Origin of the sequence: Glutamicibacter sp. NPDC087661, from assembly GCF_044743275.1 — a bacterium.
Classification (GTDB): Bacteria; Actinomycetota; Actinomycetes; order Actinomycetales; family Micrococcaceae; genus Glutamicibacter.
This window is the reverse complement of record NZ_JBIUWE010000008.1, coordinates 46,560-60,583: the sequence shown is the minus strand read 5'-3', so window position 1 is coordinate 60,583 and position 14,024 is coordinate 46,560. Positions and strand designations below refer to the sequence as shown.

Below are 14,024 nucleotides of genomic sequence, written 5' to 3'. Positions count from 1 at the left end.
TGCAATGCCTCAAGCAAATGTTATGTATTCACCAAATAAAAATATTCGGTATCAACAAACTTGGCACACTATTGAGTTCTCAAACAACAAACACTTACCGGTTCTTTACCCACCATTCCAGGCGGTAATTTCGTCCAGCGTTATATTCATATTCTATAACTTCGAATTCCTGAAAGTCAAATCCATTGTTTGTGATTTGAACCAGTATTCTCAGTTCCCATTCTTTTCAATTGTTGTCCACAAGACTGTGGAAAAACCTTGATTTTCTGGGGTTCTGCCGCCGTTTCACATCCGGTTATTTCTTCCGTTTTGTTCTCGGCGACAAGGAAAAACTATACACAGGTTTTGGGGGTCCTGCAAATCGGGTGGGTGGTTTTTGACGGTGACCGTGCACACTTAATTCCGGAGCGCCGGTTAAAGCCCGGGTTCATGCGGTTCGGTGCTCGCAAAAATCTGTAAAACGCATAAAAATTCGTCTTAAAAGCCGGTAGCCGACCACCTCAGTGGCCGGCTACCGCGATTCAGCTAGTCCTCGACGATCTCTGCGTCAATGACTCTAGGATCATCCAGGGGCAGAGAGCTTGGCGCCACCGTGGGAATGCCGGCGAAGGCCACTGCCGCATTCTCGATCACGCGCTTGGCCATATATCGATTGCCTACGCCACCGATGGCCGCGCCGACCCCAAACGGAACCAAACGGCCGATGGTGCTAGCCGCTTGGGTGCCAATGATCTTGCGCAGGAACTTCTTCTGCATGGTGCGCTGCATTGCAGAGTAGATGCTCGTGGACTTGCTGGCACCGAAGGACTTGGCCCATCCCTGGATTGGACCCCCACCGCGACCTGCGGCCTGGGAAGTCAATCCGGCAATCATCGAGCTGCCCTCATCGCCCATCATGATGCCCATAACCAGGACTCGTGATCGATCCGGATCGTCGATGGCTATGCCGTGCAGCTCTGCCAGGCTTTGCGCATACAGCGCCGAGGCTTCCAGGAAGCCCAGGGTCGCAGCTATGGATAGGCCCAGGGCGATACCGGTACCAACAGCGGGAACGGCTGCGGTTCCACCCACGGCTGCACCGGAACCGGTAACTACGCGCAGGTAATCGCGCTCGACAATAGCTGCCAGCTGGGCAGTAGTAGCGTCAGGGTGCTTTTTGCGCAGCCTCTTGATGTAGGCAAGCACCAGCGGGCGCTGCACGCCGATGCCTTTCATGATGGCGTCCTGCACGCCGGAGCGCGGCTTTCCATCTTTGCCAATCAAAGTCATTGAAATCGGATCGTTTTTCATGATGGCTCCAGCTTAACCGCAAGACCCTGAGAGTTACCTTGGGCTTTGCGCTTTCAAGCAAGCGTCTTGAAAAATTCCTTGAAACTCCCCGACGCTGGTGCAAGAGTTGGCCTATGAAGAACGCTCAGGCCAAACGGTATAACCACGCCTTGAAAAGCGCCGGGATCTCGGAGCATCCGGTCGCGCTGCTCGATCTGGATGCCTTCGATTCCAACGTGATCGCCCTGCGCGAACGGGCCGGAGGTGTGCCGATTCGCATCGCGTCCAAATCCCTGCGTGTACGCAAGGCATTGGAACGGGTCCTGGATGAGCCCGGTTTCCGCGGCGTTCTCTGCTTCACCTTGGCCGAAGCATTATGGCTGGCCAGCCATGGCTTGAAGGACTTGGTAGTTGCCTACCCGCAAACCGATGCCGAAGCGATCAGCCGGTGGGCCGCCAGCGAACAGGCACGCGAAGAGGTAACGCTCATGGTGGATACCCAAGAGCAGTTGGATTTGATCGACAGGATCGCACCGGGGCACGGGCCGCTGAAGGTCGCCCTGGAACTGGATGCTGCCTATTACCCCAGCAGCAACCTCCGTATCGGCGCCGCGCGTTCCCCGCTGACCCGGCCGGAACAGGTCGCCGAGCTGGCCGCCCAGGTGCACCGCCGGCGCAACTTCATCTTGGACGGGCTGATGGGCTACGAATCCCAAATCGCTTCGGTCCCCGATGGGGGTTTCAGCCCCAGGGCATTGATCGCCCGCAAGCTGCGCCAAGCCAGCGCCGCCGAATTGGCGGACCGCCGGGCCGAAACCGTGGAATTGGTACGGGAGCTCGGCGACCTGCGGTTTGTAAATGCCGGAGGTACCGGTTCGGTAGAAAGCACCATCCAAGAACCAGCGGTAACCGAAATCGCCGCGGGCTCAGGATTATTCGCGCCCGCGCTCTTCGATTCCTACCGCGCATTCCGCCCCACCCCTGCCCTGTACCTGGGATTCCCGGTAGTCCGCCGTCCCGATGAGCGAACGGTCACCATCCTTGGTGGCGGTTGGGCCGCATCGGGCCCAGCCGGCAAGGACCGCTTGCCCACCATCGAGCATCCCAAGAAGCTTCGCTACCTGGCCATGGAAGGAGCCGGCGAAGTGCAGACTCCGCTCACTGGCCCGTCGGCGCACCGCATTGCCATAGGCGATACCGTGTGGCTGCGCCATGCCAAGTCCGGCGAACCGGCCGAACGCGTTAATAAGGCGGCGGTGTACTCCAAGGGCAGGATCGTCGAACAATGGCCTACTTACCGTGGAGAAGGGAAAGCATTCCTGTGAGTACTTTCAGGAATTTCGCACGCACCGTGGTCTCCCACCCAGCAGCTGTCCATTCTCCGCGCAGCATCGCAGAATTAGCGCAGAGCCTGGAGCAGGCCGCCGACCAGCACCAGCCGGTGCGCACCGTCGGCGCAGGCCATTCCTTCACTCCGCTGGCAGATACCGACGGGATCTTGCTGAATCTGGATGGCTTTCGCGGCATCGAGGAAGTCGACGCTCGCACCCACGAGGTGACGTTCCGCGCCGGAACCCGGCTCTGGCAGATCCCCGCCCTGCTCAGGCCCTTCAACCTCGCGTTGGAGAATATGGGAGATATCGACAAGCAGTCGGTCGCTGGAGCAATCAGCACCGGCACCCACGGCACGGGCCTGGAATTCAGCGGATTCAGCGCAACGGTCACCGGAGTGCAGCTCATGCTGGCCGATGGGACCCATCTGCGCGCCAGCGCGCAGGAGAATAGCGAATTATTCGAGGCGGCCCGGCTTGGCCTGGGAGCACTGGGGGTACTCACCCACGTTCGGCTGCGGTGCGTTCCCTACTACATGATGCGTGCAGCCGAATCCATCGAACCCATCGGGCAGATCGCCGAAAGCTTTGTTGATCGTGCCCGGCAAGAAGACCATCTAGAATTCTTCTGGTTCCCGGGCACCAGCAAAGCCCAGGTGAAGATCAATACCCGGCTCGACGGCCAGGTCCCTGCCGATCAACCGCCTGCGGCGGCCCGCTGGCTGAACGATGAACTGCTCTCCAATGGCGCGTTGCAGCTGCTCAGCTCGCTGAGCGCAGCGGTCCCCCGGACCACTGCCAAATTGAATGAGGTGGCTTGCGCTGCCCTGCCGGAGCGCAGCAGCATCGCGCCATGGAATGAAGCTTTCACCAGTGCGCGACGGGTGCGCTTCACCGAGATGGAGTATGCGCTGCCGCTAGCTGGCTTCGATGAAGCTTTCGCGAAGGTGCGAGCGTATTTCAGGCGTTCGGGAATTGGAGTTTCTTTCCCTGTCGAGGTGCGTACCGCGGCCGGGGACTCCACCTGGTTGGGTACCGCCAGCGGCAGGCAGACAGCATACATTGCCGTGCACCGCTACATTCGGGATAAGGCTCCGGGATACTTCCCGGCCATGGAAGAGATCTTCCGTTCTTTGGGCGGCCGGCCGCATTGGGGCAAGGAACATAGCCTGCAAGCAGCGGATTTGGCGCAGCTCTACCCGAAATTCAGCGATTTCACGAGGGTGCGCCAAACTGCCGATCCGGAGGGACGATTCCTCAATCCTTATCTGCGGGGTTTGCTCGGCATCTAGAACTGGACATCGGTCCAGATCAGCGGGCTTGATGCTTTCACCAAGTCCGGCACCGTTCCGGGCAGGGGCTGGGGACTGCTTGGCGGATGCTCCTGGATGCGGCCCTGGCCCAATACCTGCCAAGTTGCGCTGGGGACCAGGTAGCTGCCGGAATCATTCAAAGCATTCGCGCGCTTGAGCCCCTGGAGGAATGGTTCAACGCGATCTGCCGCGTTCTCCTGCAAGCCAAGTGCGCCGGCGATGACATAGCGGTCTTCGCCGACTCCTTCTGCTTGCTCGCCCTCATCGGTGCGAACGTAGTCCTCTCCGGCCAGGTAGCCGGTGAGAACCTTCAGCTCATCAGCCTGGCGTGCCTTGGCGAATTCCTGGTCCTGCGCATCTGGCTGGGTTTGGGTCGCAAGAATATGCACCGGCTCGCCACGGTATTGGATGGGAATGTCCCACAGCCCGGTGCTCATCACCGGAATGGAGGCGGCCAGCACACCAGAGAAGTCGGTGTGGTGCATCATGTCGTTGGCAACGTCCTGCCACTTGAGCCGGGAAACGCTGGTGACCTGGTCTTGTGCAATCGGGTACTTCGATAGCACGACAATCGAGCCCTGCTCGGCAAATGCGGCCTGGCCCCACGCATCCTCGGCGCCGCCGATGACGCCATCAGCATTCAGATCGGCACCGCTTTGCAGGCCCTTGGAGCCCACGGCCAGGTAGGAATACCCGTATTCCACATCGGCGCGGGCATCGTCGGGATTGTTCAGATACTGGTCGTTCAGTGCATCAACCGCGTCCTGGGTGGCGTCCATATCTGTCAGCACCACCACGTCCGCATTGGCGCTGCTGATCTTGTCTGCAACCTGCGCCGCCTGGCGGTCGGATCCGCGCATCAGGTTCGCGGGCAGCTCCTGGGGAGTTTCGCCGCTGAGATTTGCCTGGATGGTTGCCACGCGAAGCGAGGTCTCGGAAAGCTGCGCTGCGCTGGCACCCGCCGAGTCGCCAGGTCCAGTGGGTGCAGCAAAAGCGCCGGTTGCGGGGAACATCAACAGTGCCCCTAGACCCAGACTTGCTGTTCCGACTAATAACTTGCGCACTCAACCACCCTACGACGTTCGGCTACCGCTTGCCACCACCTTTACCGGATTGTAATGCCGCAGCCGCGGCGGCCTTCTTGTTCGCGGAAAGGACCTCGTCCATATAAGGAGCACGCACATGCATCGAGACACGGGCATCCACCAGGCACACGCCCCGGGCTCCGGCATCCACCCACTGCTGGACCCCGGCGAGGTCTTCGAGCGTGTCAACGCGGATTCCGGTGGCTCCCATGGCCTTGGCGATACCGGCGAAATCCACGGTCGGGATCAGCATCGGGTCTTCGTGCAGGCCGACGGATCCGTACTGGTGGATTTCCGCTCCGTACGCGGAGTCGTTGTAGATGACGATTACGCCACTTTCCACGGTGCGAACGATCGATTCGAGGTCCGCCAGGCCCATCAGGAAGCCGCCATCGCCGGCGGCCAGCACGACCGTGCGCCCCTGCGCCGCCGGGCCTGCGCCCACCATGGAAGCGATGCCCAGGCCGATGGACTGGTACGCGGTGCCCACGCAGCTCAAGGAGCGTGCACCGGTGGTCGACCAGTACATGGGCCCCCAGCCGATGAAGTGGCCGCCGTCTTGCACCAGCACGCGATTGGCCGGCAGGATCTTCTCCAGTTCGCTGGCCACGCGGCGCGGATCAAGCTGCCCGTCGGCGGCCAGGTCGTCACCGGCCGGACGGGTGCGCAGATTGGACAGGTCCAGGCTTGAACGCCATCCGCCCTGCGCCTGCTCCACCGCACCAAGCAGGTCCGCGGCGGCCAGGGTCGCATCGGCGGTGGCGAAATAGTCCACGCGCGGGTTGGTGGCGGCGCACCCCAGGTCGATCTGGATCAAGCTGGCATCCTGCGCGACCAGATCGCCAAAACGCATGGTGAACTGGTTCAACGAGGCGCCGAGCACCAATACCGTATCGGCCTGCGCGATGATCCGGGCGTTGGCCTCGGTGGAGAAGCCTCCGGTGATGCCCAAATCGAACTCGTAGTCCAGCAGGTCGCGGGCCAGCAGGGTACCCGAGGTGGTGGCGTCCAGCTTCTGCGCCAGCGACTGGACCTGCGCCGCGGCATCGATCGCGCCGCGGCCATAGAGGATGTGGGTGCGCTGCGAGGCGTTGAGCTTTCCAGCGATCTGCTCCAGCTGGGTGGAGTTCAGCTGCGGTGCCGGAGGGGTGCTGCGCAGGGAGGCGAAATCAGGCAGCTGCTCTTCGAGCGAATCCACCGCGGCCAAATCATAAGGGATCGCCAAAACAACCGGCATCCGTTCGCGCAACGCCAGGGCGGCCGCCTCCAGAGCGATGGCACCCGGGTTGTTGCGGTCAACGACGTAGCGCGGCGCTCGCACTGCTGTGTCGATCGCGGCCTGGTCGACGTCCCATCCACGCAGGCCGGAAGTTGGCGCGTCGCCGGTGACGAACAGCAGCGGGGTCCGGGCCGCGGCGGCTTCAGCCAGTGCGGTGATGGTGTTGGTGTAGCCGGCACCGTAAGTGGTGGAGGCGATGGCCAGCTTATTGGAGATGCGGAAGTAGGCGTCGGCGGCCGAAACGGCGGCCGATTCGTGGCGCACGGCGGTGTAGTCGAAGCCTGCACGCACTGCGGCGTCGAGGAAGTGGGCATTGCCGTTGCCCATCAATCCGAAGATCCGCGGGGCCAGCGGCTTGAGGGCGTGGGCAATGGCAGCTGAAACGCTAGACATTATGGACTCTTTTCAAGAAATCGTGCTGAAGAAATTCCATATATGTCTGCCGTTACCGGTTGCTGGACCGCAACGGGTATCGCCCCTTTTGAGAGCGCCGGAACCTGGCGGGGCCATGTTCCTGACTCACTGATGATAAGGCAGGAACCGCGCCTGGCGCTAGGCCGCTAGTGCGCCTTCCCATTAACACTTCCCCGGGGGCGATCTCGCAGCGTTCCGAGCGATGCGCCCACGCACCTCGGTCCTGCCCCCGCGCTTGGCTGCACCGGACGCCGAATGGCGCCACCGTGGCCTGCGCGCCGTGCACGGGGCCAAAAGTTTCACCCGGGCTCGGTGTTCGAAGTCGAAGTGTCATCCGAAAGTACCATGTACAGCAATTTTCAGATTCGATACTATCGAAATAACACTTAGTTGACTTGATCTTTATATGACAACTATCGGACATTATAGAGAAGGAACGCATGCTGAAGTTCTTGGGAATCACCTCTGAAGCACCTGCCGACGGATCAATCCCCGCGTGGCAGGGCGTCTCCAAGAAACACCGGGGCATCGCATTCGCCATTTCGCTTGCGCTGGGATTGGCCACGTTCCTGGTAACCCGCTGGCTGCTTTCCGACCTGCCGCCAGAAGGCTACTTGCCGCTCGTTCCCTGGAACGCGGCCGCCGCCATTCTGCTCATCAGCACGCTGGTGGCCGAGCGCGGATTGATCCGCAACGCGCCCGCCGAAACCTACGAAATCTAGGCGTCAGAACTGGGGGCGGTACGGAAAGCCGCACTCGCCCCCAACTTCGCGGAACTTCGCTGCTGCTCATCAAGCGCGGCGAACGGCGAATTCAGCAGCGCGACGGGCATTAAGCGCCCGGTGCGATCCGCCAGCCATTCGTCATGGACGAGGCCAGCGACCTGCCCGGCTACGGCGAAACTGCCGATGGAGCGCTCTTCGACTACGGCTTCGGGCTCAGCTACCAGGGCAAGTAGTTAAAGGGGCGGGACCCGGCATGCCTGTGGCTGCCGGGTCCCGCCCGCTTGCTGCGTGCTGCGCGCAGCTACTTTTCGTTTCCGTGGCTGGCCGCGTAGTCCTGCGCGCTCATCTGGCCCAGGCGCGAACGGCGCCGGCCGTAGCCAAGGTAGAGCGCTGCGCCGACGATCATCCAGATGATGAATACCAGCCAGGTATGCCAACCGAGCTGGCTCATCAGGAACAGGCAAGCGAAGATGCCCAGGATCGGGGTGAGCGGGTACAGCGGCACGCGGAAGGTGCGCTCGGCCTTGGGCTGGGTTCTGCGCAGGTAGATCACCGAGGCGCCCACCAGCGCGAAGGCGAACAGCGTGCCGATGCTGGTGGCGTCGGCCAGTGCGCCCAGCGGGATGAACCCGGCCGTGACCGCCACCAGGATGCCGGTGATCCAGGTGCCGGCGACCGGGGTGCCGGTGCGGGCCGAGACCTTGCCGAACACCGCGGGCACCAGCCCGTCGCGCGACATGGCCAGCAGGATGCGGGTCTGGCCGTAGAGCACGGTGAGCACTACCGAGGCGATGGCCAGCACGGCGGCGACCGCGAAGACCAGCACGAAGATCGGCTGCCCGGTCAGTTCGCCGATGATCTGCACCAGCGGCGCCTGTGCGCCTTCGAACCAGTTCCATTCGCGCGCGCCGATCGCCGAAACGGCCACCAGCACGTAGCTGATGGTCACGATCAGCATGGAGAGCATGATCGCCCGGGGCAGGTCGCGCTTCGGGTTCTTGGCTTCCTCGCCGGCCGTCGAGGCGGCGTCGAAGCCGATATAGGAGAAGAACACGCTCGATGCCGCCGCGGTCACGCCGGCGGCGCCCATTGGCAGCAGCGGCTCGAAGTTGCCCGCATTGAAGGCGCTGAAGGCGACGGCCGAGAAGAAGAGCAGGATGCCGGCCTTGATGGCCACGACGATCGAGTTCACGATGGCCGACTCGCGCGCCCCGCGCACCAGCAGCAAGGTGGCCAGTGCGACGACGATCAGCGCCGGCAGGTTAACCACTCCGCCGTCGGCCGGGCCGCCAGCCAGCAGCTCGGGCAGCTCCATGCCGAAGGTGCGCAACGTTTCGTTCACGTACTGGCCCGAACCCACGGCCACCGCAGCCACCGACACCGCGTATTCGAGCACCAGGCACCAGCCGCAGATCCAGGCGATGCCTTCGCCCATGGTGGCATAGGAATAGGAATAGCTGGAGCCGGAAACCGGAACCATGCCGGCCATTTCGGCATAGGACACCGCCGAAAGCAGCGCGGTAATGCCCGCGATCACGAACGAGATCCAGATGGCCGGACCGGCGATCGGCACGGTATCGCCGAGGATCACCAGGATGCCGGTGCCCATGGTGGCGCCGACGCTGATCATGGTCAGCTGCCACATGCCCAAGGTGCGGCGCAGCTGGCCTGCCCCTGCATTGGTTTCCGCTTCGGCGATCATATTCGTGATCGACTTGCGGCGGCGCAGCTGCGCGCCCAGCAGGGTGGCCGGACTGGAGCTCACGGACGGTTTGCGGTTCATCGCGGATCCTCAAGGGAAATGGTGGTGCTGCCTCGCCCCTGCCTAGGATGCGGCCGGGCGCTGCGCGTGGAAGTTCTGAACTGGAATATCATGTCATAATCCAGCTGGTCCCGACTTTTCAGGAATCCGGCGGGTTCGCACTAATTCCCGCTTCTTCTTGGGCATTAGCCGTATTTGCGCATCGCTCGGCAGTCAGCTTTTGAGATGGATTTCATGATCAGGAATGCATATTTATGCATTTTATTCCGCTTCGCGCACTAGCGCCTATCGAAAACCCCTGAAGTTTTCCACACTATTAGAAGACATGTTCGAACAAGCGAAGTATAATTAGAACATGTCCGAAGCAAAGGCGCACGGAAACAGCCTCACCCCACCAGCACCCCCCGAGGAATTCGACCTCCACGTCCAAACCGTGCAAAACGACCTCTCCGCCCTCGAGGAACACGGCAGCAAAGCCGACTGCGCCCACGGTATCGAATTGCTGGAAGCCCTCATCTCCGCAGCACGCTGCAAGCAGGCCTGCCTCGCCCACCAAATCGAAAAAGAATACGTCCGCGACCACGAAGAACGCGGCGTCCACCTCGATGACCAAACCCGCGGCGCAGCCGCCTGCGTCGCTCTGGCCCGCAAGCAATCACCGCACGGCATGCGCAACTACCTGGTCAATTGCCGCATCCTCTTCGAAGACACCCCGAACCTCGCCGCCGCCTGCGCCCGCGGCGAATTCACCGAAGCCCAAACCCAAGCCATCCTCACCCCGCTCCAAGACCTCAAACCCCAGCGCCGCACCGAATTCGACCAGCTCTACGCCCAGAACCCGCACATGTTCGAATCCATGGGCACCACCCAAATCAAGGAAACAGTCCGAAAATTCGCCTTGGCCTACATCTCCGACCCCGACTCCATCAAGCAGAAAACCGTCGAAGAGCAACGCAACCTCACCCTGAAAATCGACGACCAGCACGGCCGCATCATCATCCACGGCGAATACCCCCTGCTGCAGGGCATGTGCCTCAAACGCTACCTCGACGAAGAATCGAAAACCCTGCGCAAAAAAGGCGACCCGCGCACCCGCACCCAGATCCGCGCCGACCTGCTCTTCAGCTACATGATGGTCGGCGAACCCTCCAAAATGCCCATCGCCCTGCAAGTCGCAGTAGTCATGACCGACCGGGCCCTGTTCGCCGGCGAACGCGAACCAGCCTATCTGGAAGGCTACGGCTTCATCCCCGCCCAGAGCGTACGCGAATGGATCAGCGGGCACCAGATCCCCAACAGCCTGACCTTCGACCAAATGGACGCCAAACCCACCACGGAGCTGATCGAACAGCTCGACGTGCGCACCGAACTCGCCCGCCTCTACACCGCACCCGGCGACCAGGACCTGATCGCCATGGACTCCAAAGCCCGGATCTTCCCGGAAAAGCTCAAGAAGTTCATCGCGATCCGCGACCGGCACTGCCGCACCCCGTTCTGCGACGGCATCGTGGAGGAAATAGACCACGTCAAGCAATACGCCCGCGGAGGCAGGAGCACCGTCTTCAACGGCGATGGCCGCTGCGCTAGTTGCAACAAGGCCAAGGAAGCCGCCGGCTGGTACGAATACACGACCTACGGCAACGGCCACACCATCATGATCTGTCCCGGCTCGGCGATGTCCTACAAGTCCACCGCGCCGCCAGCTACGGGCTACGCGCACAAGCCGTTCCCGCAATTGAGACGCGACTCGAAATGGATACAGCAGCTCAAGGAACGGCTGAAGCCCAAGGATGGCCCTGAAGACATCGCAGCCTGACTCCCGGCAAGCAACCATTGCGCGTACTCATGGCTTAATGCCGCTCGACGCCACCGGCTTTGCGCAGCATCCTGCGACAAAGCCGCCTGGAAACTACTTTCCAAGCGGCTTTGCTCCGACCTCTACTTGCTGGCGGCGTCTGCCAGCAGTTCAACGATGTGGCGGTATTCCTTGCCCGTCGCACGGGTCATGCCCAGTTCACAGGTGCGGTTGCACGAAGCGTGTTCCTGCGCATCCAGTTCACGAACCTCGGCAGCTTCGCGAGCGGTAGCCGACTCGGTCAGCTCCGGATGCAGCATGCCGCGGTCACCGGCAAAACCACAGCAGCCCCAGTTCACCGGGGTGTTCACGGTATCTGCCACAGCCTCTGCGATCTTCTGCATGTCCGGGTTCAGGCCCATCTGCGTGGACGAGCAGGTTGGGTGCAAGGTGACCGAGCAGATCTTCTCGAGCGCTGGCAGCTTCTCCAGCAAGTGCTGCGAAGTGAACGCCAGCAGGTCAACCACTTCGTAGCCATGCTCGGCCAGGGTATGCGCAAAGCCTTCGGTGCAGCTGGAGGCATCGGAGATGATCGGCAGGACCTTGCCCGGCATGGCCGCACGGACTTCTTCCAGCACGCGCTGGCCCATGACCTCATGGCCCTGTTCGTAGCCCTTGGAAGTCCACGGGGTACCGCAGCAGGTGGATTCAATGCCCTCGGGGACGTAAACCGAGACGCCAGCAGCGTGCAGCAGCTTGGTGAACGCCGGGGCAACTCCTTCCCCATCTCCTGCAGGGCCGAACATCGAATTCACGCAGGCTGGCAGGTAGATGGCCAGCGGCTCGGTGCCAGCTGCACCCAAGTTGCCGGCCATGGGCTTGCGCGCCTTGCCACCGCCGGGCAGGTCGGCATCGTAACGTGGCATGGTGTCGGTGCTGACCAACTTGCGCGCAGCATCGGTGGCACCGCGGACCAGCGAAGCAGGGAATTTATCGGCGATGCTCAGGGCCAGCGAACCAGCGCGCGTGGCAGGTCCCCATCCCTTGGCTGCGGCCTTGAAGCCGGCTTCCAGGACCGGGTGCGCGTCTTCGCGGCGCAGGCGCTTGACCAGCAGGCCGGTGTTGATGCCCACCGGGCAGGCGGTGACGCACATGCCGTCCACGGCACAGGTCTGCACGCCGTTGTATTCGTAGTCGCGCTCCAGTTCGGCCGCCAGCTCGGCGTTGCCCTCGGCCTCGGCCTTGGCGATGGCCCGGCGCACGACGATGCGCTGGCGCGGGGTCAGGGTCAGGTCCTTGGACGGGCAGACCGGCTCGCAATAGCCGCATTCCACGCAGTGGTCGGCCTCGATCTCGATGGTCTCGTTGAGCTTGATGTTGCGGATGTGCGCGGCGTGGTCTTCGTCGATGATCACCCCGGGGTTCATCATCAGGCGCGGGTCGCAGGCGGCTTTCAGCTCCAGGTGCACCTCGTAGAGCTCATCGCCGTACTGCGCGCGCACGAACGGCGCCATGGCGCGGCCGGTGCCGTGCTCCGCCTTGAGGTTGCCGTCCTTGTCCAGAATCAGCTGGACCATCTTGTCGTTGAAGGAGTTGTACCGGTTCAACGCCGCATCGCCTTCGAAACGGTCGGTGAGCATGAAGTGGATGTTGCCGTCCTTGGCGTGGCCGAAGATCACCGAATCCGCGTAGCCGTACTCGGTGAACAGCTCCTGCAGGCTGTCGCAGGTTTCGGCCAGGGACTCTACCGGGACCACGACGTCTTCGAGCAGCGCGGTGGTGCCTGTGGCGCGGGCACCGGCTACCGAAGCATACAGGCCCTTGCGGAACTTCCACGCGGCCTGGCGGTTCTTCGCATCTGGGGACAGCACCGCTGGGGCGCGCAATGCCGATGCGTCGAGCAGCGACTGGCCGGCGGAGCGCAGCCCGGCCAGTTCCTCTTCGGTGTCCGCATGGTATTCGACCAGCAAGGCGGCCTGCTGGTCGACGTCGAAGCCCATGATGGCATCCGGCACGCCGGGCAGCGACTGGCCCACGCGCAGCGAGGTGGAATCCATCAGTTCCAGGGTGGCGGCGCCGGAATCCACGAGTTCAGGCAGCGCCCGGGTGGCCAGATCCAGGTTATCGAAGACGGCCAAGGTGGCGATGGCCAGCTTGCGGATCGGCACGGTGCGGAAGACGGCCTCGGCGACGAACGCCAGGGTGCCCTCGGAGCCGATGATCAGGTGGGCCATCAGCTCTGCCGGGGTGTCGTAGTCCAGGAAGGCGTTAATGCCGTAGCCCATGGTGTTCTTCAGCGCGAAGTGCTTCTCGATCTTGGCGACCGAGGCCGGGTTGCTGCGCACGCGCTGGCCCAGCTTGTCCAGCGTGGCGACCAGTTGCGGTTCAGCGGCGGCCAGCTTGCGGTCGGCCTGTGGATCCGCGGTGTCGATCATGGTGCCCGAGGGGAGCACGAAAGTCATGGATTCCAGGGTGCGGTAGGTGTTGAATTCGGTGCCGCAGGCCATGCCCGAGGAGTTGTTCGCGATCACGCCTCCGATGGTGCAGGCCGCCTCGCTGGCCGGATCCGGCCCCAGCTTGCTGCCATAGACGGCCAGGCGCGCGTTGACCTGGCGGACGGTGGCACCGGGCTGCACGCGCACGCGCGCTCCGTTATCGAGCACGGTGATGCCGCGGAAGTTGCGGCGCACATCAATCATCAGTCCGTCGCCACTGGCTTGCCCGGCCAGCGAGGTGCCGCCCGAGCGCAGGGTGACCGGCTGGTTGCCGCGCGCGGCCGCAGCCAGCAGCGCGGAGACTTCCGCGGCGTCCTTGGCCAGCACGACAGCTTGCGGCGTGTACAGGTAGTGCGAGGCATCCGAGGCGTAGGCAACGCGGTCGATGGATCGGGTCTTGACGCGATCCTGGTCGCCGACCAGATCGAGGATGCCGGATGAAACCGTCGTTTCTCCGAGTGCTGGCGTGCTCAATGCCATGGTGCGCTCCTGTGCAGTTGGCAAGCGGCGCTTGCCGAATACGGAAATTGTCTTACAAGTACACAAGCCATAGTAG

9 protein-coding genes are annotated in these 14,024 nt (G+C 62.6%); 4 read left to right on the top strand and 5 right to left on the bottom strand.

What is annotated here, in order from left to right; genetic code table 11:
• Positions 1-525: 525 nt before the first annotated feature.
• On the bottom strand, positions 526-1,269 hold the full coding sequence (locus tag ACIOTN_RS17925) for a hypothetical protein (protein ID WP_402735841.1): 744 nt from the start codon (positions 1,267-1,269) through the stop codon (positions 526-528).
• Positions 1,270-1,403: 134 nt separating this feature from the next.
• Here ACIOTN_RS17925 and ACIOTN_RS17920 point away from each other — a divergent pair, with 134 nt between their 5' ends.
• Together ACIOTN_RS17920 and ACIOTN_RS17915 are read left to right on the top strand one after the other, a co-directional pair.
• Positions 1,404-2,594 (top strand): alanine racemase, encoded by a 1,191-nt coding sequence (locus ACIOTN_RS17920; RefSeq protein WP_105662729.1) that lies wholly within the window; start codon positions 1,404-1,406, stop codon positions 2,592-2,594.
• The gene (locus ACIOTN_RS17915; protein ID WP_286134713.1) at positions 2,591-3,892 is read left to right on the top strand and encodes a D-arabinono-1,4-lactone oxidase; all 1,302 of its coding nucleotides are present in this window, start codon (positions 2,591-2,593) and stop codon (positions 3,890-3,892) included. Before ACIOTN_RS17920 ends, ACIOTN_RS17915 begins: the two co-directional genes overlap by 4 nt.
• On the opposite strand, the gene ACIOTN_RS17910 is transcribed toward ACIOTN_RS17915, so the two are convergent.
• Positions 3,889-4,926 carry an endonuclease/exonuclease/phosphatase family protein gene (locus tag ACIOTN_RS17910; protein WP_105662731.1) on the bottom strand — a complete coding sequence of 346 codons (1,038 nt, stop codon included), beginning with the start codon at positions 4,924-4,926 and terminating at the stop codon, positions 3,889-3,891. The genes ACIOTN_RS17915 and ACIOTN_RS17910 overlap by 4 nt on opposite strands.
• 73 nt (positions 4,927-4,999) lie before the next feature.
• Entirely contained in the window at positions 5,000-6,670 is a 1,671-nt protein-coding gene (locus ACIOTN_RS17905; RefSeq protein ID WP_105662732.1) for a thiamine pyrophosphate-binding protein, read from the bottom strand.
• A 461-nt stretch (positions 6,671-7,131) separates the two neighbouring features.
• Between ACIOTN_RS17905 and ACIOTN_RS17900 the strand changes: the two genes are divergently transcribed.
• A complete protein-coding gene (locus ACIOTN_RS17900; RefSeq protein WP_105662733.1) occupies positions 7,132-7,413 on the top strand; it encodes a hypothetical protein in 282 nt (93 codons plus the stop codon).
• A gap of 304 nt (positions 7,414-7,717) precedes the next feature.
• Here the strand turns inward: ACIOTN_RS17900 and ACIOTN_RS17895 are convergent, their stop codons facing one another.
• Positions 7,718-9,199: an amino acid permease gene (locus ACIOTN_RS17895; protein ID WP_105662734.1), complete on the bottom strand. Its 1,482-nt coding sequence runs from the start codon at positions 9,197-9,199 to the stop codon at positions 7,718-7,720.
• Between the two features lie 334 nt (positions 9,200-9,533).
• Here ACIOTN_RS17895 and ACIOTN_RS17890 point away from each other — a divergent pair, with 334 nt between their 5' ends.
• Positions 9,534-10,994: an HNH endonuclease gene (locus ACIOTN_RS17890; RefSeq protein WP_402474102.1), complete on the top strand. Its 1,461-nt coding sequence runs from the start codon at positions 9,534-9,536 to the stop codon at positions 10,992-10,994.
• A gap of 122 nt (positions 10,995-11,116) precedes the next feature.
• Here the strand turns inward: ACIOTN_RS17890 and ACIOTN_RS17885 are convergent, their stop codons facing one another.
• Positions 11,117-13,948: an FAD-binding and (Fe-S)-binding domain-containing protein gene (locus ACIOTN_RS17885; protein ID WP_181149093.1), complete on the bottom strand. Its 2,832-nt coding sequence runs from the start codon at positions 13,946-13,948 to the stop codon at positions 11,117-11,119.
• Between the last annotated feature and the right edge of the window lie 76 nt (positions 13,949-14,024).

Excerpts from the sequence above, each read along its gene's own strand:
- ACIOTN_RS17920 (WP_105662729.1), top strand. The coding sequence starts at position 1,404 with ATGAAGAACGCTCAGGCCAAACGGTATAACCACGCCTTGAAAAGCGCC.
- ACIOTN_RS17900 (WP_105662733.1), top strand. The coding sequence starts at position 7,132 with ATGCTGAAGTTCTTGGGAATCACCTCTGAAGCACCTGCCGACGGATCA.
- ACIOTN_RS17925 (WP_402735841.1), bottom strand. The coding sequence starts at position 1,269 with ATGACTTTGATTGGCAAAGATGGAAAGCCGCGCTCCGGCGTGCAGGAC.
- ACIOTN_RS17895 (WP_105662734.1), bottom strand. The coding sequence starts at position 9,199 with ATGAACCGCAAACCGTCCGTGAGCTCCAGTCCGGCCACCCTGCTGGGC.
- ACIOTN_RS17885 (WP_181149093.1), bottom strand. The coding sequence starts at position 13,948 with ATGGCATTGAGCACGCCAGCACTCGGAGAAACGACGGTTTCATCCGGC.
- ACIOTN_RS17905 (WP_105662732.1), bottom strand. The coding sequence starts at position 6,670 with ATGTCTAGCGTTTCAGCTGCCATTGCCCACGCCCTCAAGCCGCTGGCC.
- ACIOTN_RS17910 (WP_105662731.1), bottom strand. The coding sequence starts at position 4,926 with ATGTTCCCCGCAACCGGCGCTTTTGCTGCACCCACTGGACCTGGCGAC.
- ACIOTN_RS17890 (WP_402474102.1), top strand. The coding sequence starts at position 9,534 with ATGTCCGAAGCAAAGGCGCACGGAAACAGCCTCACCCCACCAGCACCC.